Source organism: Armatimonas sp. (assembly GCF_964826245.1).
Map to the genome: position 1 here is coordinate 1 of NZ_CBAYMC010000062.1, position 18,762 is coordinate 18,762.

Annotated in this window: 16 protein-coding genes; 6 read left to right on the forward strand and 10 right to left on the reverse strand. The window is 59.4% G+C overall.

What is annotated here, in order from left to right:
• Together AC1XOS_RS08110 and AC1XOS_RS08115 are read right to left on the reverse strand one after the other, a co-directional pair.
• Window positions 1–630 (reverse strand): NAD-dependent epimerase/dehydratase family protein (locus tag AC1XOS_RS08110; protein WP_481961710.1); only part of this gene is annotated, 630 nt, incomplete at its 3' end.
• Window positions 627–1,595, reverse strand: coding sequence for an aldo/keto reductase (locus AC1XOS_RS08115; RefSeq protein WP_481961711.1), 969 nt, complete (start codon window positions 1,593–1,595; stop codon window positions 627–629). The genes AC1XOS_RS08115 and AC1XOS_RS08110, both read right to left, overlap by 4 nt.
• 37 nt (window positions 1,596–1,632) lie before the next feature.
• Between AC1XOS_RS08115 and AC1XOS_RS08120 the strand changes: the two genes are divergently transcribed.
• From AC1XOS_RS08120 to AC1XOS_RS08130, 3 genes are all read left to right on the forward strand, one after another.
• Window positions 1,633–3,816 carry a ligand-binding sensor domain-containing protein gene (locus AC1XOS_RS08120; RefSeq protein ID WP_481961712.1) on the forward strand — a complete coding sequence of 728 codons (2,184 nt, stop codon included), beginning with the start codon at window positions 1,633–1,635 and terminating at the stop codon, window positions 3,814–3,816.
• Between the two features lie 15 nt (window positions 3,817–3,831).
• Window positions 3,832–5,100, forward strand: a complete 1,269-nt coding sequence (locus tag AC1XOS_RS08125) for a mandelate racemase/muconate lactonizing enzyme family protein (protein WP_481961713.1) — start codon at window positions 3,832–3,834, stop codon at window positions 5,098–5,100.
• Between the two features lie 209 nt (window positions 5,101–5,309).
• The gene (locus tag AC1XOS_RS08130; RefSeq protein WP_481961714.1) at window positions 5,310–8,126 is read left to right on the forward strand and encodes a WD40/YVTN/BNR-like repeat-containing protein; all 2,817 of its coding nucleotides are present in this window, start codon (window positions 5,310–5,312) and stop codon (window positions 8,124–8,126) included.
• A 73-nt stretch (window positions 8,127–8,199) separates the two neighbouring features.
• Here AC1XOS_RS08130 and AC1XOS_RS08135 read toward each other — a convergent pair whose 3' ends face one another.
• From AC1XOS_RS08135 to AC1XOS_RS08145, 3 genes are all read right to left on the reverse strand, one after another.
• Window positions 8,200–10,497 (reverse strand): glycoside hydrolase family 2 protein, encoded by a 2,298-nt coding sequence (locus AC1XOS_RS08135; protein ID WP_481961715.1) that lies wholly within the window; start codon window positions 10,495–10,497, stop codon window positions 8,200–8,202.
• Window positions 10,498–10,506: 9 nt separating this feature from the next.
• Complete coding sequence (locus AC1XOS_RS08140) at window positions 10,507–11,004, reverse strand: NUDIX hydrolase (protein ID WP_481961716.1); 498 nt, start codon at window positions 11,002–11,004, stop codon at window positions 10,507–10,509.
• Between the two features lie 270 nt (window positions 11,005–11,274).
• On the reverse strand, window positions 11,275–13,434 hold the full coding sequence (locus AC1XOS_RS08145; protein ID WP_481961717.1) for a beta-L-arabinofuranosidase domain-containing protein: 2,160 nt from the start codon (window positions 13,432–13,434) through the stop codon (window positions 11,275–11,277).
• A 31-nt stretch (window positions 13,435–13,465) separates the two neighbouring features.
• Here AC1XOS_RS08145 and AC1XOS_RS08150 point away from each other — a divergent pair, with 31 nt between their 5' ends.
• Window positions 13,466–14,350, forward strand: a complete 885-nt coding sequence (locus AC1XOS_RS08150) for an alpha/beta hydrolase (protein ID WP_481961718.1) — start codon at window positions 13,466–13,468, stop codon at window positions 14,348–14,350.
• A 117-nt stretch (window positions 14,351–14,467) separates the two neighbouring features.
• Here the strand turns inward: AC1XOS_RS08150 and AC1XOS_RS08155 are convergent, their stop codons facing one another.
• Window positions 14,468–14,986, reverse strand: a complete 519-nt coding sequence (locus AC1XOS_RS08155) for a VOC family protein (RefSeq protein WP_481961719.1) — start codon at window positions 14,984–14,986, stop codon at window positions 14,468–14,470.
• Between the two features lie 107 nt (window positions 14,987–15,093).
• Window positions 15,094–15,825 (reverse strand): 3-keto-disaccharide hydrolase, encoded by a 732-nt coding sequence (locus tag AC1XOS_RS08160; protein WP_481961720.1) that lies wholly within the window; start codon window positions 15,823–15,825, stop codon window positions 15,094–15,096.
• A gap of 70 nt (window positions 15,826–15,895) precedes the next feature.
• Here AC1XOS_RS08160 and AC1XOS_RS08165 point away from each other — a divergent pair, with 70 nt between their 5' ends.
• Window positions 15,896–16,069, forward strand: coding sequence for a hypothetical protein (locus AC1XOS_RS08165; RefSeq protein ID WP_481961721.1), 174 nt, complete (start codon window positions 15,896–15,898; stop codon window positions 16,067–16,069).
• Window positions 16,070–16,099: 30 nt separating this feature from the next.
• Window positions 16,100–16,807, forward strand: coding sequence for a hypothetical protein (locus AC1XOS_RS08170; protein ID WP_481961722.1), 708 nt, complete (start codon window positions 16,100–16,102; stop codon window positions 16,805–16,807).
• A gap of 31 nt (window positions 16,808–16,838) precedes the next feature.
• Here AC1XOS_RS08170 and AC1XOS_RS08175 read toward each other — a convergent pair whose 3' ends face one another.
• The 3 genes from AC1XOS_RS08175 to AC1XOS_RS08185 form a co-directional block, all read right to left on the reverse strand.
• Window positions 16,839–17,465, reverse strand: a complete 627-nt coding sequence (locus AC1XOS_RS08175; protein ID WP_481961723.1) for a LolA family protein — start codon at window positions 17,463–17,465, stop codon at window positions 16,839–16,841.
• A complete protein-coding gene (locus tag AC1XOS_RS08180; protein WP_481961724.1) occupies window positions 17,462–18,481 on the reverse strand; it encodes an FKBP-type peptidyl-prolyl cis-trans isomerase in 1,020 nt (339 codons plus the stop codon). The genes AC1XOS_RS08175 and AC1XOS_RS08180 overlap by 4 nt, the downstream gene beginning before the upstream one ends.
• A gap of 25 nt (window positions 18,482–18,506) precedes the next feature.
• The coding region (locus AC1XOS_RS08185; protein ID WP_481961725.1) for a serine hydrolase at window positions 18,507–18,762 on the reverse strand (256 nt) is incomplete at its 5' end.

Genomic DNA, 18,762 nt, shown 5'->3' on the forward strand with positions numbered 1-18,762 from the left:
GCCTGCCGTCTGCTCCTCGGTGAAGGCGTTAGCTCTCACGGCATTGACAAAGAAGCTCTCACTGCCGGTGTAGGCAACACTCGCCTCGATACAGTCCAGAACGTCTTCGCGATCCACGCCACCATAGAGCAGACGTGAGCCAAAGTGGAGAAAGTCGCGGTAGGGCGTGAAGTCGGCGGGGCGGACGGCGACATACTGAATCCCGTGGCGCTGCTTGTTGTACTCGCAAAGCTCCTCCCCGATGCGCTTGGTGAAGCCGTACTTGTCGTAGTGGCCGTGCCAGGCTTGGGAGCTGAGAAAGACAATTTTCTTAATCCCTGCGCTCTGAGCCGCCTGGAACATCCAGAACGTCCCGTCCACGTTCAGCCGCCAGAAGTCCACCTCGGTCTTGGCGTTCCAGTGAATCCCGTGCCAGGCGGGCAGATGCAGGATCGCATCACAGCCTAGCGCCGCACGCTCCAGCCCCACCCCGATCTGGACATCGGCCTGCACAAACTCCAGCCCCGTAAACGGCTCTTTCTCGGGGAGCTTGTTGATATCTGAGAGCACCAGCGTGTGCCCCGCCGCCAGCAGGCGCGGGATCATCCCCCGCCCGACATTGCTATTGGCTCCTGTGAGAAGAATTTTCACTTCAGAACCTCGCGGATAAAGTCCATGTCGGCATCAGTCAGCTCGCGGTCTACAGCGGCGAGGTTGCACTTTACCTGGCGCTCGTTGCGAAAACCAGGAATCACACAGGCGACGTTGTTGAGATTCAGAATGTAGCGCTGCGCCACGGCGGAGAGATCCTCGGTTGTTTCCCCAAAACGCGCTTTTAGCTTCTCCAGCTTGGGCTTGAGCGCGGCTATCGCCTCCGCGCCAAAGCCGCTGTTGCCGAGCCGATGGTCGCCGGGCTCGAACGTCGGGGGCTTGGTCGGGTCGAACTTGTCGAGGAGCCGTCCTTGGGCCAGCGGCGAGAACGCCACAAACGTACAGCCGTGCTCGTCCATCAGCTCCTGAAGCTTTGCACCGGGCCGTACAAACTGGTCATCGAGCGCGTGTGCCCAGCTCTGGAGCGCGTCGGGCTTGACCACGGGAATGGCCTTCTCAAAGTCCCCGGTCGAGTAGGCGCTCTGGCCCTTCACGCGAACTTTCCCCTCGGCCACCAGCGCGTCCATCGTCGCCGCTGCTTCTTCGAGATGCTCCCCAAACCAGCCGTGGTGAAAGTAGTAGATATCGATGTACTCGCGCTGCAAGTTAATCAGGCTCTGCTCACACTGATGGCGAATATGCGCAGGTTCGTAGGCATGGGCCGCCGTGCCGGGAAAGTGCCCGATCTTGGTGGCGATCACGACGCTCTCGCTCTGAATGCCTAGCTTCTTCAGCGCACGCGCTAGCATTCTCTCCGCCTTGCCGTTGCCGTAGACATCGGCGTTGTCGAAATGATTGACCCCAGCATCAAGCGCCGTCTTGATGCCCGCAATAATCTCGTCCTCATCCACATTGGCCCAGCCATTGGGGTTCCCATTGACCCAGTTCAGCCCCCCCATCGTCCAGCAGCCCAAGCTGACCTCAGAAACTTCGAGGTCTGTTTTCCCAATCTTTCGGTACTTCATGGCAGGATTGTACCCACTAAGTCGCTAATAGCTTGCCATGCAAATCCCGATCGCGGACACTCCTTACTGGCAAGACTGGCATGAGGCGGCTCCTCTCGCCAACGAAAAACAAAACGATGTCCGTGCTGTCGCCTTGGATGGCCGAGGACGGCTGTGGTGCGCGACGGCAGCGGGCGCTTTCTGGCGCGATGGCTCCACGTGGCGAACACCGTCGATGGGATGGAATGCGCAGGGCGAGACACTGGGCTCGTGCCACTGCCTACTAGCGGAGCCAAACGGAACCCTCTGGATCGGAACCTGGCAGGGACTCTACTTTATCGAGAAAGACAGCTACGTCCGATCTGAGCCGATTGGCCTCATCTGTGCACTCTCGCAAGCCAAAGAGGGTACCCTCTATGCTGCAGGACCAACGGGAGTTTGGGTTCGTCACCCTGGTGATCGGTGGTCTCGGATCAAGGGGAGCTGGCACCAGGCGATTCGTGCGATTGCCCCCATGGACGCGAGCCATGTCTGGATCGGGACGGCAAGTGGTCTGTATCTTCAAAACACCTCTGATGGCAAATCTGCCCGGCGCTTCGGGACGCCCGAACAGCTTCTCAGTAGCAATATCTACTGTCTCACTACCCTTTTCGATGGAACGGTTGCGATTGGCTCGACCGGCGGCGTGGATTTTTACCAGGGCACCAAGCGCGTGAGATTTCTTGGCGTGGCGCAGGGCTTGCCTAATCGCCATGCTCGCGCAATTACTGCCGATAAAGAGGGGCGGCTCTGGATCGCCACAAAGCTGGGGGTGGCACGCTACGACACCAAGACGCAGAAGTTCTCTCTGCGCCACAGCCGCCGCTGGCTGGCCCGTGATGATGCACGCGATGTGGCGATCGCTCCCGACGGCACAGCGTGGGTCGCAAACGCGGGCGGCGTGGACGCGATCCGCCGCAAGAAGCTCACGCTCGCCGAAAAGGCGGACTACTTCCTCTCAATTGTCCGCAAGCGGCACATTCGCCCACCGGGGCTGGTCGGCCCGGCCGTGCTCAAGAAACGCGGTGACCTCTCCGAGAGCTTTATCGAGGACGACGACAACGACGGTGAGCACACGGGGATGTACATGGCCGTGGAGTCGCTGCGCTACGCCGTGACCAAGAACCCTGAGGCACGCGCCAACGCCCGCGCGGCCTTCAATGCCATGGTGCTCCTCCAAGAAGTGACCGGGACGCCACACTTTATCGCCCGCTCGGTCTTGCCTGCCGGCACCGCTCCCCTCCACGAGACCGACCGAACCTTCACGCCCGAAGAGCTCGCCCAGATGAAGCGCGACAACCCGCGCGAGAAGCCCATTGAGAAGCGCTGGGTCTTGAGCGCCGACGGCAAGTGGCTCTGGAAACGCGATGCCAGCTCCGACGAGATCGACGGCCATCTGTACGGCTACGCGATGTACTACGACCTTGCCGCCGATGAGAGTGAGAAAAAGCGCGTCGCGGAGCTGGTGGATAAGATCGTCGGGGGGATTGTGGATCATGGCTTTGTGCTAGCGGACATTGATGGCAAGGCAACGCAGTGGGGTAACTGGTCGCCGGAGAGCCTCAATGGTGACCCCAACTGGAACGAGGAGCGCTTCGGCAACTCCACCGAGATTCTGGCACACCTAGGCGTTGCCTATCACGTCACCAAGAAGCAAAAGTATAAAGACGCCGCCCAGCTTCTGATCACGAGGCACGGCTACGATAAGAACATGCAAAGCCTTGCCTATAAGACCCCGTCGGAGCGCACGCACATCAACGATGAGCTCCTAGGCATGGTCTTTCAGAACCTCTTCAACCACCTGATCTTTCCACAGCTCCGCCCCGCTGCCCTCACCGCGATCCGCCAGTGGCACGCCACCTGCCGCCGTGACCATATACCCTTCTACGACTTTGTCTACAACCAGTTCTCTGGCCGACGCGTCGCTCTAGAGCCCGCCGTCGAGACGCTCCGTGACTGGCCGCTGGACATGATCGAGTGGACCGTAGACAACCGCAGCCGCGAGGATATCCAGCTTGAGCGCACGCCCGGTACCGACGATGGCATGCTCAAGAAACTTGTCCCCCGTAGTGAGATGGGGCTGGTCATGTGGGATCAAGAGCCGTATAAAACCGTCATTGGCCGCAACGGCGAGCGCGAGGACAAGCCCACCGACTGGCTGCTCGCCTACTGGATGGGTCGCTACTGGGGACAGATTAAATAGTCAGGAAAAGCAAACATGTCACTGAGGATTACCGATGTCGAGCGGATCACGCTCAATGTGCCGTTTACGCCGCGTTGTGAAAAATGGAATGCGCGGGAGGTCTGGCAGTGGAAAGTCGTGGAGGTCTGCCGGGTGGAGACCGATGCAGGCCTGATTGGCTGGGGCGAGACGTTGCCGCACTACACCTGGGGCCGGGTCTCTGACGACGCCGTGGCGCGGGTGAAGGGCAAGAACCCAGCGGACTTTCTGGGTGATGACTCTCTTGGTGCGGGCTTGCAGATGGCGCTCTACGATGTGGTAGGCAAGGCGCTGGGCGTGCCAGTCTATAAACTACTCAACCAGCCGCTCGTCCGCCCGTGGTGCCCGATTTCCTGGTGGACGATTGACTTTCCCCCGGATGCCTTAGCCGAAGAAGCCCGCGACGCGCTGGCGGCGGGCTATGTGGCCTACAAGACAAAAGCCCGGCCTTGGTGGGATGTCTGGGCACAAGTGGAGGCGCTCTCTGCGGCGTCGCCCGGGTACTTCAAGATTGACCTCGACTGGAACGAGTTTCTCCTCAACGCCAGCAACGCCGCGCCAGTCTTGCAGTCGCTGGATGCCTATGAACGCGTCGCGCTGTATGAGTCCCCCATTCCGCATCGGGACTTGGAGGGTAATCGTCTGCTGCGCCAGAAGACCAACCGGCCCATTGCCCATCACTTTGGCGCCGTCCCGTTCTCCAGCGCCGCACGCGAGGAGATCTGCGATGGCTTTGTGGTGGCGGGAGGCCTCTCCAGTATTCTCAAGCAAGGCGCGCTTGCCGCCGCGTTTGAGAAGCCGTTTTTCTTGCAGATGGTCGGCACCGGCCTGACGACCGCACTCTCGGCGCATCTGGGGGCCGTGCTTCCTTTTGCACAGTGGCCCGCCGTCAACTGCCTCAATAACTTCGCCGACGATCTCTTGGTAGACCCGCTGGAGATCACTGGTGGCTACGTACGCGTCCCCGAAGCGCCCGGCCTCGGGATTGCGTTCGATGAGTCCACGCTCACCAAGTATAAGATGGAGCCGCCCTACGAAATCCCCAAGGAGCGCCATATTCTCTCGGTCGTCTGGCCGGGCGGACGCGTGGTGCACTACAACAATCTGAGGCAAGCCGCTTGGAACGACGGCTGGGCGGGCAATATCCCCGTGCAAGAGCGCGGCGTCACCATGGAGACCCGCCTCGACGACGGCTCTTCCGACTTCGCAGAGCTCTTCGCCAAGACAGAACTCGGCCCCGTGCGGGATCGGCGCTCACTGGCTTGAGCCCTGGCATTGTGAAAAAATACGAGGGTAGCTAAGAAGGATTTTCGAGAGACCGTTCCGTACCTAATCAAGACCTACCTAAGTTGTTAAATTGTGGTGTACTCTTAACTCGTTGGAGCAAAACATTGAAGAATCAAGTTCTCTTTACTCTCACTGCTGGCAGTCTGCTTGCTATCTCTCTTTCTCTCACAAACGTCTTTACATTACCGGTGCACGCACAAAAAGCGACGACCAAGTCTAAGACACCCGTGCACCACGATCTCAATACCGTCAGTGGGCTCAGCGCCTATCTTAAAGAGCTGAAGCTAGCCAAAAAGGCAGCGGGCGTCAAAGAAAAAATTCTCCCCGGCACAAATGTCCGTGTGCTTCCTGGGACAGGGATCTACGAGGAGCGCCTCGCACGTCTCCAGGAGCGTGCGTACCCTAGTGACCGGATCAATACGGACGCGATCTTTCGTTCGATTAATCAGCGGGAGCGAATGCAGCCGGCAGCCCCGGCGCTACAGCAGCGCGCTCGGGATCGCTCTCTTGTCACCTTAGCCGCGACGGGTGGTGGGAATCCCAACGCGGTTGGTGCGTGGGAGTTCATTGGCCCTAGAAACCTCACGGTTCCCTACACCACATACTATGGCCCGGCCAACTCTGCTCTGACCGGACGTGTGAGCGGTATCGCCTTCCACCCCACGGACCCGAAGACGATCTATATTGCGACCCCGATAGGCGGGATTCATAAGACCACCGATGGCGGTACGACATGGGCAGCCATTGGAGACTCCTTTCCTATTCCGTTCACCAGCAGTGTTGCCGTCGACCCGAATAACCCGAATATTATCTACGCGGGCCTCGGTGACCACGACTATAACATTGACACCCAGGGCTGGTGGTTTGGCGGAGCTTACAACGCGCGACAGTTTGGGGGGATCATGCGCTCCACCGACGGTGGCGTGACCTGGGATCGGACGATGGACTTCCTCCAGGGCTGTGCGGTCAATGCGATTGTCACTGATCCTGATACGCCCGGTGTTGTCATGGCAGCAGTCTATGGCGGCACGGCTGCGAGTATCTACCGCTCCACGGACTACGGTGCTACTTGGAGCGTCAAGACCGCAACCAAGTCGTTAATTATGAATGCCGAAGATGTTGAGATCGGTGTACGCGATGCCTCCGGGAGGCGCCCCTACTACGTAGTGGGAGCCAACAACCGGATTTTCCGTTCGGCAGACAAAGGCATTACCTGGGCACAGATCACCGGAATTGGTGGCGCGGGGAGGGTTCGAATCGCCGCATCCGCCGTCAGTGCCAATATCCTCTACATGACCAGCACCAGTGACCAGAGAGTTCGCAAAGGGGTTCGCAATGCCACCACGGGTGCCTGGACTTGGACCGATATCACCGGCAACCACCCTCAAAATTATGGCCCTGGCTCCAACTGGTCACAAGTTCCCTACGACTACCACATGCAGGCTTCTGCGCATACCATCAATGGAACGCTCCAAGACACACTCTACTTGGGCCTGATCACAATCTCTGCCTCACCAGGAGCCAACGGGACATGGATTGACATTGGCCGCACCGGAAGTGCGCAAGCGCGAACACACAACGACTCGCACTCGTTTGCTGTCTTTCCGGGCGACTCCAATATCATGGCCGTGGGCAACGATGGTGGCATCTATGGCCTTACGTACACGACTTCGGCGGGAGCACCGACCTTGACGTCTTGGACGTTTGCGACGAGGTGGAACCACTCGATAGGCATCACGGCTTTCCACGATGCTGACTTTCACCCCACCAACCCTAATATCATGCTCGCAGGGACGCAGGATAACGCAACACCCGCAGCGCTCGGGGATCTTACCAACTGGAAAAATCCTGGCGCGGGCGATGGTTTTGGTTCCGCCATCAACCCCACCAATCCTGCGATCCAGTTCTTAACCGTCCAAGGGGGCACCATCGCTCGCACGGGTAACTCCTGGGTATCTGGGGCCTATATCACCCCTGCCTATTTTAGTGAAAGCCCTGGCTTCTTTACCTGGCTTGGGATAGATCCTACGGCACCGGGCCATCTCTATTTAGGGACACAGTTCTTGTGGCGCTACAATGAGACCACCCGAGCCTGGCAGGGGCACTTGGGAAATACCCAGCTCTCCAATGGCCAGATCCGCGCCATTACCGTCGCCCCATCCAACAACCAGCGCCTCTATGTCGGCACCACTGATGGAAAATTCTGGATTAGTAGCAATCAAGGTGCCAGCTGGACTCAGCGCACAGGTCTCCCCAACCGGGCTTTTACCAGTATCTGGGTGAACCCGATAGATCCTGATCATGTTCGCGTCGCCGTAGGAGGTACAGGAACAGGGCACCTCTACGAGTCCTACGATGCCGGTGTGACTTTCGTAAATATCAGCGGCTCCGGCACGACGGGACTCCCCGATGTTCCCACCAATGCCGTCACCTGTGATGCCAGCTCCCTCTGGGTGGGCACAGACATTGGAGTTTTCTACTCCGCAGACTCCGGGTTGACCTGGCAGAATGCGACTCAGCCGCTTGGTCTGCCGAACTGTGAAATCAGTGCTCTCAAGCTGGTTCCTGGCACGGGCTATCTGATGGCTGCCACCTATGGACGCGGCATGTGGCGGCTCCCTGTTGTGATTGATCCTAACTACCAAAAGGGCAACCCGAATGGCACGGGTGTTATCACCATCGCCAGTGCGACGCTTGGCGGCACGAAGGCAGCTCCGACTCTTTCGCTGACGCTTAGGAACACAGGAACGGGGAATACGAAGAATGTGACGGTCACCTTTGCCCGCTTGGCGCTGGGTGGCGATCCCGCCATGAATCCGCTCAACCTCCCCCTAAATGTCGGGGAGCTGACCAATTCAGCTCAAACCGTCGCTGTCCTCAACTATGGAGCAACCACCCAGCCAAGCGGCACGGCGGGCTTGGTGAAGGTTCAAGGAACCTACGTCCGCACGAGCGATCAGTCGATACAGTCCTTCAGCGGAAATCTCAAAGTGATTCTCCCGTAGACGTCTAGACCAAAGAGAAGACACACGCCCTCAAGCCACTCCTCGTGGCCTGAGGGCGTGTTTTTTTTCGTCGCTATAAAATCCCCGCACTCTGGCCCCACTGGCGGTAGGTTTCCAGCTCAAACGGAGGATTGCCGCAGAGGTAGTGGTTGGTGCCGCCGTCCCACTCGATTTTGTAAAGACGCTTCCAAGACGCCGAGTAGGGAATCCGCCCCAGCACGGTGACCGAGTCGGGCTTTGCGATCCCCTCACCGGAGAGCATCACCTCGCCGCTCTCCACATCGGTGATGGTGTAGGTGAGCGGCGTACTTTCTCGTAGCTCCGAGCAGGCAAGCAGCTCCTGGTGCCAGTCGCGCGGCTCGCGGAGGGCGAGGAGGAGCGGCTGCTGGCTGGTCTTTAAGTACCCATACGCCAGCTTCTTCTCGAAGTAGTAGTCCACAATCGCATCCGACATTTGCGGCCAGCCATCCATCAGGTTCCACCAGAGAATCCCGGTGCGCCGCCACATGCTGGTGCGAAAGAGCTCCACAAAGAACTTCTTCGCCTCCGCCTGGCTCACCTGACTGGCAAACGCAAAGTCATCAAGGTTGTCCGGCACTTCACCGAACAGCTCACGAATCTGCTTGGCCATCAGCTCGACCCGGTAGTCGTAGAGATCGTAGCCGGGGATTGGCGAGGTCGAGTGCAGAACCCACTCATCGTTGTTCTGGTACGGCCAGAGCTTCTCGGGCGAGAGGAATTTCTCCAGGCTCTTGCGCGATGGGCAGCCGTGGTAGCCGATCTCGCTGGCGAAGTGACAGAGGCTCTCGGTGTAGTAGCGGCTCTTAAAATAATCCCGCGGCCCCCAGAGATGGTTCTCCGGCAGGTATTTTTCGCCTTTTGCAAACGCCTCGCTATCGATGTAGGGCGAGCTAGGAAGATAGGGACGACCGGGATCTTCTTCGAGCAACACATCGGGAATCACTTTTCGCGTGAGCACATTGCGGTTCGGGTCTTGTCGCCTGCCACCCCAGCTCCACGCCTGGTCGCACTCGTTGTCGCCCGCCCAGAGCGCCACACACGCGTGCTGCCGCAGCCGCCGGACAACAGAGCGCACTTCGTCGGCGAGGGTGCGCTGAAAACTCTCGTCTTGTGGATAGACCGCGCAGGCCATGGAGAAGTCCTGCCAGATCAGAATCCCCTCGCGGTCGCAGATCTCGTAGAAGAGATCGTCCTCGTAGACATTCCCGCCCCAGCAGCGCAGCATGTTGCAGTTCAGGTCCACCGCCATTTCCAGAATCGCCGGGATGCGCTCTCTATCCCGCGAGTGGAACGCGTCCACCGGCACCCAGTTCGAGCCGTGGATAAAGACCCGCTCGCCATTGACCTTGAAGAGAAACTCGCCGGAGCCTTGCTCATCGGTGACGCTGGTTCGGATCAGCTCGACCGTGCGAATCCCGTGGGTAAAGTGCAGATGGTCAAGCTCCGCGCCGTTCTTGAAAACCCGCACCGTCACGTCGTAGAGGCTGGCGTCGCCCTTGCCCTTGGGCCACCAGAGCTTGGGGCTCGGAACTTGTACGTTCATCCGCCCCGCGCCAAAGAGCATCCGCTCCCGCTTGGTAAACACCGAGTCGCCGCACCGCCCCTCGACTTCGATCTCATACGTCTCCGCGTAGCACGACGCGTCGAGCTTGCAGTCAAAGTGCAGCACCAGCCGCGCCGAAGCGTTGGATGCGCCAATGCTCAGCGTCTCCAGATAGACATTCTCGATGCGCTCCTTGGGCAGATAGAGCAGCTTGATCGGACGCCAAATCCCCGCAGAGACCGCACGCGGCATGATGTCCCACCCATACTCATGCGGCGCCCGCCGCACCCGAAGAGACTCATACCGATTGGGCTGCGCGAAGCTTAGAGGATTGTTGTGGTAGTTATCTTGAACTTCGGGAGCAAGGTGGATTACAAGGTCGTTCGTCCCTTGAATTTTCGGCATATCGTCATAATCGAGCAACGCCGAAAGGAGTGTCAAAGCCGGAGAGTACCAGCTAAATCCCTGTCGGTTGATATAGCAAGTCATATTTCGGTTTGTCGCAGACAAACAAATAAGAGCCTCATGTGTTTCAGGAAGAGGTGGCGCGACGAATTGGCGCATATACCAGATATGGGCATGTTCCCATTTAGTCAGCTCCGCAATATTCATCCCAAAGAACGGTTCGGGGATCATTCCGTTCCGGTGCAGGTCTAGCTCGAAGTTCCCCGGCACCTGCGCCGGGTAGATTGGCAAGCCCGAGGCGGTCAATTCCTTTGAGGAGTGAAATTGTCCCCCTTCGTCGGAGAAGGCCATTTGCCACTCGCCGGAGAGGTCTAGTGCGACTGCGTCTTTGCGAAAATCCATGGGGAGAGTTTACCTCCCCATCAGCCGGTTTCGTAGGCGACGTAAGGCATAGAGCAAGCGTACGAGCCAGGCTTTCCAGAGCGGGAGGCGCTGGATGCAGCGGACGGGGGCGCCCCCTAGCGCGGCATCGGTGAGGACCGTGCGGGTCCAGCCGGGGACGGAGCGTGGGAGCTTGTCGAGCGTGAACCAGTCCACTGCCACGGACTCCCAGCCGGGCTCGCTGATTTTCTCGGCGACGCTACCGGCAAAGACCTGGAGCAAGACGCCGCCGCCGGGCATGTCGGGTCGCCAGTAGAAGCCCACACAGCGCGTCAGCGTGATCGCAAAGCCTGTCTCTTCCAAAAGCTCCCGCGTGGCGGCCACTTCGGGTGTCTCGCCGGGCTCGATCTTGCCGCCCGGAAGGCTCCAGAGGCGAAAGTCCTCCCGCTTTTGGAGCAGAACCCGCCCCTCGGAGTCCGACACGACAACTTGAACACCGTCGGGCAGGCGCTGCGGGAAATTTGACATGCACTTAGTATACAGAAACCATAAACCAAAGATACAATTCAGGAAGTCATGCACTCTCGTCGTTGCGGCGCACACTCATCCCCGCTGACCTTAAAGGGGAGCTCTTACCAGGCTACTACGATGACTGGCTCTGTACGGAGCGGGAGCGCCTTCAGGCACTGGTCGAGAACTTGCCTGAGGCGCAAACGCAAGCGCAAGTCACTCCCATACCCGAGCCGCTTTCGGAAGCTCGACGCCGGACTTCACCCTCACCGAACGCAATAGAGAGTCTTATGCCTCCAGGCGTTTCTGTAGCTTGGCTCGAAAGAGTGGTGCGCTGGGGCCACTCACCCGCACGGTAACTCGCTCTTTGCCTTTGGTCAGATGCTCCGGAATTGCATACGTCTCCGCCAAGTGCCGGTGCTTTTCGACGGTCTTGGTGATAACAACAATCGGCTGTTCCTCGACCTCGACGGTGAAACGGACATCGTGGTCTTGCGGTGGCCCCCAGAGGCACTCCAGCTCCACGGGAAAGTCGGGCAGGGAGCGGAGCGTGAAAGAGAACCAGCCGTTTTCTTCGCTCACTTGCCGGAACTTCCAAGCGCTGCGCTCGCCGCCGATAAAGCCATCGCCTGCAAAGTGATGGTCGCGCTCAGGCTGCATCTGGTTGGGCCAGAACTCATCGAGCTGCTTGGTGCGCTCGGCATGCTCCCGTGCCTCTATCTCTCGATAGCCCGTTTCTTTTTCAACCCACTCGTCTTTGGAGAATGTGTCGAAGTAGACCGCCTGCCGCCGTCCGTGGAGCTGGTAGAACGGCACGAGGGAGACCTCGCGCTCGAAAGTACGGCTTGTGGAGTTTAGCAGAACGGGGGCCGGAGGAATCTGCGCGTTGAAGGGCTCGCCACCGTCGGCGTCACCGGGCGGCGGCGCAGCTCCCAGATCGGCGGCAAGCACGACAGGCCCATCCAGTAGCGCGAGTTTGTCCGGTGCGCCCAGTAAGGGCTCCGTTGACGGTTTCATGGGAAAGACGAGAGTCGAGTCACCGATATCTTGCCAGCGCAGGGTGGTGTAGCCCGCCCAGCGTGGCAGGCGCAGTCGGACGGAAAGCTCGCTAGGACCGGTGATCGTGAAGCGGATGGAATCGCTACCTGGAAAGGCAGTCTCTTGGCGAACCGTCAGCCCCCACTCCGGGACACTCGCCTCGGAGGCTAAGAGCTGCGTGACATAGAGCACTCCGTTTTCATCGTCCTTGAAGTACACGCCGTCGCCATAGCGTGTGTGGTTCTCCCAGCCGGTTCCGACACAGCACCAAAACGAGTCCTCTGGGGTCGAGTAGTGCTTGAAGTGCCCTGAGAGCAGTGAGACAAAGTAGCAGACCATGCCATCTTCCGGGTTCTGACTCGCCAGGATATGGTTGATGCGGACGCGCTCGGCGAAGTCGGCGTACTCGGCCTTGGGGTTCCAGGCAAAGAGATACTCGGTGAGCTTGAGCATGTTGTAGCTATTGCAGGTCTCGCAGGTGGTGTGGGTCAGCCGCGCCGAGAGATCCCCAGACGGCCCAAAGTGCTCGCCGCTGCCGTGCCCTCCGATCGCGTAGCTATGGCTCTGGGTCACAAAGCGCCAGAAGTTCTCCGCGATGCGCCTGTATTTCTCATCGCCCGTCACTTCGTAAAGCCTCGCACAACCGATGATCTTAGGGATTTGCGTATTGCCATGCAGGCCTGGCAGACAGTCGATTCCCTCGGCGAGCGGGTCGAGAACGGCGCGGTGGTAGAATTTCTCCGCCATTGCTAAAAAGCGCGGCTCTTTCGTCAGCGCATAGAGCTCGGCAAACGACTCGTTCATTCCGCCAAACTCACAGCTAAGCATCGCCTGCCACTTCTCGTCGTCGAGATTTGCCGTGACACCAATCGCCCAGTCCCCGAGCTTGGTGACCATCTCAAGAGCGAGCCCCCCCCTGCCCCCGTCCAACGGGGGGGACAAGAGGAGGGTCGCCGCATCGAGCAGGCCCGCATAGAGCTTGTGGAGGTTGTACCAGGGCACCCAGCAGTCGTTAAGGTCGAAGTTGCGCGCCCGGACAGTACCCACACGAAGCTCACGAAACACCCGATCCGCGTCGGGCATTCCTCCGATAAAACCGTCAGAGCGCGCGTCTTGGCAGCGCTTGAGTTCCGAGAGAACCTGTGAGACGCGCTCGACAAGACGCTCATCTCCTGCTGCCGCTAGCCGAACACAGGCCGACAAATAGTGCCCGAGCGAGTGTCCCGCGAGGCTCTGCTGCTCCCAGCCACCGTAGGCAGTGCCTTGGGTTGGCAAGCCTGCGTTTTGATAGTAGCCGTGGAGCAGGCGCTTGGGGTCAAGGGCAAGTAGCCAGGCGGCATTGCGGTCGCGGGCATCGGCAAATGGGCCGGAGAGGAGCCGGACACGGCGAGGGTCAAGCGGGATGAGCATATCGTTGGCATTTTACGGGTAAAATCGGCCTATGACACGACGAATGTTCTTCGGCATCGCCACCGCACTAGCCCTACTCTCCCCTGCCTCAGCCCAGACGCGCCATGAAGAAGTGATCTACGGCCACAAAATGGGCGTGGCGCTGAGTATGGACGTGACGCTCCCTGAAAAATCCAAGTCCAACGGCATCGGGGTGTTGTGGATGGTGTCGGGTGGCTGGGTCTCCAGCCATAGCTCCATCAATCCTGCGCTTGGGAAAGCCTTCGCGGACCGTGGCTACACGCTCTTTCAGGTTGTCCATGGCACTGCGCCCAAGTTCACGCTCCCCGAGATCCTGCAAGACATCAACCGCTCGGTGCGCTTTGTTCGCACCAACGCCAGCCGCTGGGGAGTCAATCCCGATAAGCTCGGCATCAGTGGCGGGAGTGCTGGAGGGCACTTGACTTGTATGATGGCCGCCTACGGTGGCCCCGGCGACCCCAATGCCAAAGACGTGGTAGACCGCGCATCGAGTGCCGTCCAGTGCGCTGCCTGCTTCTACCCCCCCACTGACTTTCTCAACTACGGCAAAGACGACGCAAAGGCGATGCTGAACCCATTTTTGAAGGGCTACTGGCCTGCCTTTGGGATCACGGAAAAGACGCCGCCCGAGGAGATCGAGCGCCTCAGCAAGACCCTCTCCCCTATCTACGGAATCACCAAAACCACCTGCCCCGTCTTTTTGATCCACGGCACCGCCGACTTGCTCGTCCCCATCCAGCAGTCCGAGCGGCTGATTGCAAAGCTCAAAGAAGAAGGCGTTCCCTGCGAGCTGGTGAAGCGCCCCGGAAAAGGCCACGGCTGGCCCGGAATCGAGAAAGACGCCGAGCTTCTGATGGACTGGTTCGATAAGTATTTAACCTCCCCCCGCCGCTGAGACAGCGACCCGGATACCCTCTGGGTGCGGCAAGCGAAGGGGGTCAAGTATACCGAGACAAGAAGCGGGTACTGGCTCCCAAGTCAGCGGGCGAGTGGTAACTATCCGCGGGCCGCTTTAGCCGCCCGAATCCGAAAACGCCGCGCCATTTGCCAGCGTCACAGAAAAGGGAATCGGTTGCGCGGTGTGGCGATTGTCGGGGTACCAGGGGCGGTCACGCTGGACAAGAATCAGCAGCCCCTCTTCATCGCCGACGGGCTGGAACTGCGGGCTGCCTTGCCGATACGCCGGGAGCCCAAGCTGCGCGACGGTGCCGGGAACGTCGTCGGTGACCAGGCCAATCTCGCTGATGCCTAAAATCTCGAAGCTGTCGCGGCGGCTGGAGGGCAGCGTGTGACGGGCGATGAGCTCGGCGATATTGCCATCGGGGTCGGTGAAGTAGATGGCGTGGGCGTTCCAGTTGGCGAAGTCGAAGAGTGTTTCGTGCCCGTCGGCGCTGGCGAGGAGTGGGACGCGCTCTTGGAGCCAAACAACGGCCTCATCAAAGAGATTCTCGGGGATATTAAACGCGAAGTGCGCGATTGCGGGAGGCGGGTCTGTTTGGGTGAGTGTCCAACGAGTCTCCCCTGCCGCCAATACCACAAAATCGGAGCCGGAGGAAAGCTCCTACAGCCCCATGATCTGTGTCCAAAAGAGCCGAGCACGCTCCAGATCGGCAGTGCCCATCTGAAGCGTGCGGAAACTCACTGCCCGACGACCCAGAGGTTTCGGACTTGGACGAGGTCGTGGTTGCCCTGAAGCACGAGCGGGCCAACCTTGACCTCACCCTTGAAATCGCCGTACTGGATTCCGGTGGGGCCGTTAAACTCCTCGTTGTTCTGCACCAGAACACCGTTCCAGAAGACACTGGCGCGGGCTTTCTCGGTAACTTTCCCCTCGGCATCGAAGCGCGGGGCACGGAAGAGGATGTCGTAGCTCTGCCACTCGCCTGCAGGCTTGGCGGCATTGAACGTCGCGGGCTTCTGGCTGTAGAACGCCGCCCCGGTCTCTTTGGTGAGCTGCTCGCCAAAGGAGTTGTACATCTGCACTTCGTAGCGTCCCTGAAACGCGATCCCGGCATTGCCATGACCCGTGGGAACCTTGAACTCAACATGCACGAAGCAGTCCCCAAACGTGGACTTGCTGGTGATGTCTTTTTTATCAGGAAGCATCCCGCCGTCTTCTTGGAGCGTCCAGTTCGCCGCGGTCTGTGTTCCTCGCGTGACCCAGTTCTCAGCAAAGCCCTCGCCCTTGGGGCCAATCAGCACTTTTGCCGCCATGGGGGCGCGTCCTGCCAGACGAATAGACGTCGGAAACGCAGGAGGTTGCGGGGTGCGCTGGCCCTGGGAGGCCGCGGGTGTCGTCGTTGCTAGGAGCGTCCCCGCTCCAAGGAGCGCAGCAGCGCTCCCGAAAATAAGAGAGTTTCGAATTGCCATAGTTACTTGTTCGACACGCGTTCAATTCTTCCTTCATGACTCCTTCATGAGTTCTGGGCATAATCAAACCATGAAAGTTCAACCTCCTGGAAGCTCGGGGAAAACGGTTGGTTATAACCCGAGTGGTGGCATTGTCTGGTTTGGTACGCTCAAGGCTGGGCTTGCCGAGGCCAAGCGCACCAATCGTCCTATCTTGCTCATGTCCGCAGTCCCGGAGTGCCACGGCGTCTCCGGCATCTGGTGACCGGGCAAGCAAAATACAGACAAGAGTCTCTTGTCTCAGAAACCTGTCATAGACGCGTCCCGTGCGTTTATCTGTATCCGTCCCGCAACCTATGAGAATGCCGCCGAAGTGAAGTATCTGGAAGGCATCTTCAAAGGCCGTGCGGGTACTCTGGAAAATACGGTCTTTGCCATGATGTCCCCGGATGGCACGAAGCATCTGGCGCGTCCGGGCCGCTCCCCGCAGATGAGCTACCGCACCCCAGAGGCGATGGCGGTGGCGATGAAAGAGCTTGCGGGCAAGTTTCCCGCCAAGGGCACGCCCACTGCCATTCCTGCGATGCACAACTTTCGGCTCTCACTCAACACGGCGGCTTGCGACTCCATGCCCCTGCTTGTCGCGGTGGGCGGCGGTGAGGCGCAGCTCTCCAAGCTGGCATGGGCACCCGAGCTACTGGGCAAGTGGGCCTTCTCGCCCATTGCCACCGAAGCGGATCTCAAGGCGGCAGGAATCGTCGCTGGCACCGGAATCTACGCCATCGAGCCTGACACCTTTGGCCAAAAAGGGAGCATTCTTGCCCAGTGGCCGCTGAGTGCGGACATGGCGACCCTCACCAAGGGGCTGACGGAGGCGCAGAAGCGGCACAACAGCGAGGGGAAAGTCGCACGAGAGCACATCAACCGTGGCACCCAGCTCGGGGTTTTATGGAAGAGCCTCCTTCCCAACACCGACCCCAACGGGCCACCCCAGCGTCGTTAGGCGATCACCGTCTCGCCCTCGCATCGGGAAACTAGGACACGACAAAAGCTTTCTTGTCTACCCTAGGGTTCGCCTGGATATTGGTGTAGGTCTCTGCCAGCGTAAAGTTCTCTTTCTGGTAGCTAGTCTGCACCATCAGGCGACGCAACAAGCGGTCGTCCTTGCCGATCGTCAACGTGATGCGCGCCTCGCCGTCTTTGGTCGCGACATCGGCAGCGATCACTTCCACGGGCACACCATCCATTGTCAAGGGCGTGCCAAAGCCCAGGGTCTTAACCGTACCAGGAAGCGGGCTGCGTACGGGAGCGGCGCGTGAGCAAAGAAGGAGAAAGACCGGCGCGATAAACAAGTTCGCCTGGCTAAGGGTTTCTACAAGCGCTTTCTCACCGGACTCCGCCTTCTGTTTCTTTTTCGTGGCTGAGGCCGCGTACAATCGGTTGACGCCATCGCAGACGGATAGCACTTTATCACCACTGCCGCGCGTGACTTCGACACGGGCTTTATTGGGCTTCTGGTAGAGAATCGTTGCCGTCGCTACCTCGCGGCCCTTGTCGCTGACGGCCTCCACTTTTACCTGTGCGGAGAACGAAAAAAGTGCCTGATGCGTCGCAACCAGCCGGTCTAAAAGCTGCTGCGCCGCCGGGTCTGTCTGTCTCATAAGACGGTGGATTCTTTCACCTCAAGCATCTCAATCTCAAAGATCAAGGTCGCGCGGGGCGGGATCATACGGCCTCGTCCTTCGTCCCCAAACGCCAGCGTTGGCGGGGCAATCAGCTTGCGCACACCGCCGGGCCGCATGCCAAGAATCCCCTCATTCCAGGCGGGCAGAACCTGGCCAGGAAGCTTGAAGCTTGCAGGGGGCTCTCCGTTGGCGCGCGACGACTGAAAAACCATCCCATTGGTCAGAGAGCCTTTGTAGTGAAAAGTCACTGTAGTTCCCTGAGCCGCCGCTGGCCCTGTGCCTTTTTTGAGATCCTGGTATTGCAAGCCGGATTTTGTGGTCACTGCGCCAGGGCCGAGCTTTGGGGCAGGCGGAAGGGGTGGCATCGGGGCATTTTCATCACGATAGCCTGCCGGTGGCACAAAGTCCCAGAGCGACTCCGGTAGCGCGGGATTGGCACGAACATTCTGGTAGACCTCACGAATCTCTCTGTCACTGCCCTGGCTAAGCCGCACCTCACGCAAGAGCTTGTCCTTGGGATCGAAGATGAGGGTCTGTTTCGCTTGGCCTTCCCCGTGAAAAATCAGCGTACCCGGTTCCTGAGTGACCTTGGAGAAGCCTGCCAGAAGCTCACTTAAGCCATCACGTCCGCCCATGAGCTGCTCAAACACGGGCAGCGGGAGAGTATCGGTCTCTTCTAGGCCCATCACGAGAGCATCTCCGCTCGCTTCAACACGCTTCGTGGAGTAGGTTTTCGTAGGGCTAAACGTGCTGTAGAGATAGCCACTGGAGGCGACCAGAAGTGGGCTTCTTTGCTGCGCACGGGGGCCACTGCACTCCACTCTGAGCCGCCCCGGCCTTGCCAGTGCCACGCGTACTTGGCCGTTCTGCTGTTTCGGGACGCCGCGAACCGTGATCAGCACCTGAGCCGAGTACGAACGAAGGGCTTTATGTGCCGCAAAGCACTGTGCAAGGGCGGCCTTGGCCTCGGGCGAGAGAGAAGTCTGTTGCATGGGTTATTCTACCTTACGACGAAACTCACGCTCTGTTTGCTCCAAGAGTTTCTGAGACAAGCTGATAGGGATGGGGAGTCACGGCTTGCGCTGGCAGGGTGGTCAGCACAACACAGACAAGGTCACGCTGGGGATCGGCCCAAGCGATAGTCCCCGTGGAGCCCGTGTGACCAAAAATGTTCGGAGAGCCCAAGCCCAGCCCAAGATCAAACCCGAGCCCGCGCGGAGCCATGCCCTCGGGGTTGGGATTGCGTGTCATGAGCCGAGCCGTCTCGGGTTTG

Bases quoted from the DNA above. Each gene is read 5' to 3' on its own strand.
- AC1XOS_RS08175 (WP_481961723.1), bottom strand. From the start codon at position 17,465: ATGAGACAGACAGACCCGGCGGCGCAGCAGCTTTTAGACCGGCTGGTT.
- AC1XOS_RS08150 (WP_481961718.1), top strand. From the start codon at position 13,466: ATGACACGACGAATGTTCTTCGGCATCGCCACCGCACTAGCCCTACTC.
- AC1XOS_RS08125 (WP_481961713.1), top strand. From the start codon at position 3,832: ATGTCACTGAGGATTACCGATGTCGAGCGGATCACGCTCAATGTGCCG.
- AC1XOS_RS08135 (WP_481961715.1), bottom strand. From the start codon at position 10,497: ATGGATTTTCGCAAAGACGCAGTCGCACTAGACCTCTCCGGCGAGTGG.
- AC1XOS_RS08180 (WP_481961724.1), bottom strand. From the start codon at position 18,481: ATGCAACAGACTTCTCTCTCGCCCGAGGCCAAGGCCGCCCTTGCACAG.
- AC1XOS_RS08165 (WP_481961721.1), top strand. From the start codon at position 15,896: ATGAAAGTTCAACCTCCTGGAAGCTCGGGGAAAACGGTTGGTTATAAC.
- AC1XOS_RS08160 (WP_481961720.1), bottom strand. From the start codon at position 15,825: ATGGCAATTCGAAACTCTCTTATTTTCGGGAGCGCTGCTGCGCTCCTT.
- AC1XOS_RS08120 (WP_481961712.1), top strand. From the start codon at position 1,633: ATGCAAATCCCGATCGCGGACACTCCTTACTGGCAAGACTGGCATGAG.
- AC1XOS_RS08115 (WP_481961711.1), bottom strand. From the start codon at position 1,595: ATGAAGTACCGAAAGATTGGGAAAACAGACCTCGAAGTTTCTGAGGTC.
- AC1XOS_RS08140 (WP_481961716.1), bottom strand. From the start codon at position 11,004: ATGTCAAATTTCCCGCAGCGCCTGCCCGACGGTGTTCAAGTTGTCGTG.
- AC1XOS_RS08145 (WP_481961717.1), bottom strand. From the start codon at position 13,434: ATGCTCATCCCGCTTGACCCTCGCCGTGTCCGGCTCCTCTCCGGCCCA.